Raw genomic sequence first — 1,562 nt, 5'->3', positions numbered from 1 at the left:
CGACGGCCCGCGCCCGGTGCTCGTCGTCGACTTCGGTGCCCAGTACGCGCAGTTGATCGCGCGCCGTGTCCGTGAGGCGCGGATCTACTCCGAGGTGATCGCGCACGACGCGGGTATCGAGGCGTTCAAGGCCAAGGACCCGGTGGCGCTGATCCTCTCCGGTGGGCCCGCCTCGGTGTACGCCGAGGACGCCCCGCGGCTGGATCCGGCGATCCTCGACCTCGATATCCCGGTGTTCGGCATCTGCTACGGATTCCAGACCATGGCCGCAGCACTGGGTGGTCGGGTGGCCAACACCGGTGGGCGCGAATTCGGCCGCACCACACTGACTCTCACCGACGAGGGGCTCCTGCACCAGGGACTGTCCAGCACTCAGCCGGTGTGGATGAGCCACAACGACGCCGTGCAGGAGGCGCCGGAGGGGTTCACCGTCACCGGCTCGACGCCCGGTGCGCCGGTTGCCGCGTTCGAGAATGTCGGGCGCCGGATGGCCGGGGTGCAATACCACCCCGAGGTGCTGCACACCCCGCACGGCCAGCAGATCCTCACCCGCTTCCTCTACGAGATCGCCGGGCTCGAGGCCGACTGGACCGCCGCCAACATCGCCGACGCCCTCATCGACCAGGTCTCCGACCAGATCGGCGACGGTCTGGCCATCTGCGGTCTGTCCGGTGGGGTGGATTCCGCGGTTGCGGCGGCCCTGGTGCAGCGTGCGATCGGTGATCGGCTGACGTGTGTGTTCGTCGATCACGGGTTGCTGCGCGCGGGCGAGCGTGAGCAGGTGCAACACGACTTCGTCGGTGCCACCGGCGCGAAACTGGTCACCGTCGACGCCGCCGACACCTTCTTGCGCGAGTTGTCCGGGGTCAGCGATCCGGAACAGAAGCGCAAGATCATCGGCCGCGAGTTCATCCGCTCGTTCGAGGGCGCGGTGAGTGAGGTGCTGGGCGATCACGCCGAGGGCGGACAGCAGGTCGACTACCTGGTGCAGGGCACCCTGTATCCGGATGTCGTCGAATCCGGTGGTGGTAGTGGTACGGCCAACATCAAGAGCCACCACAACGTCGGCGGACTGCCCGAGGATCTCGAGTTCAGCCTCGTTGAGCCGCTACGCCTGCTGTTCAAGGACGAGGTGCGCGCCGTTGGCCGTGAGCTCGGTCTGCCCGAGGAGATCGTTGCGCGTCAGCCTTTCCCGGGCCCGGGTCTGGCGATCCGCATCGTCGGAGAGGTCACCGCGGAGCGGCTGGCCATGTTGGGCAAGGCCGATCTCATCGCGCGTGAGGAATTGACCGCGGCGGGGCTCGACGCGCAGATCTGGCAGTGCCCGGTGGTGCTGCTCGCCGACGTGCGCAGCGTCGGCGTCCAGGGCGACGGCCGCACCTACGGTCATCCGATCGTGCTGCGCCCGGTTTCCAGTGAGGACGCGATGACCGCGGACTGGACCCGCGTGCCCTATGAGGTCCTCGAGATCATCTCCACCCGCATCACCAACGAGGTCCCCGACGTGAACCGTGTCGTCCTCGACGTCACCAGTAAGCCGCCGGGCACCATCGAGTGGGAGT

At 67.9% G+C, this 1,562-nt stretch carries 1 protein-coding gene; it reads left to right on the top strand.

The window, feature by feature from the left end; translation table 11 throughout:
• The coding region (gene guaA / locus P3L18_RS28045; RefSeq protein WP_276115989.1) for a glutamine-hydrolyzing GMP synthase at positions 1 to 1,562 on the top strand (1,562 nt) is incomplete at both ends.

The sequence above is a fragment of the Gordonia sp. N1V genome (genome assembly GCF_029269935.1).
GTDB classification, from domain to species: domain Bacteria; phylum Actinomycetota; class Actinomycetes; order Mycobacteriales; family Mycobacteriaceae; genus Gordonia; species Gordonia polyisoprenivorans.
Note: the sequence above shows the minus strand (reverse complement) of the source record. Positions and strands in the feature narration are given on the sequence as shown.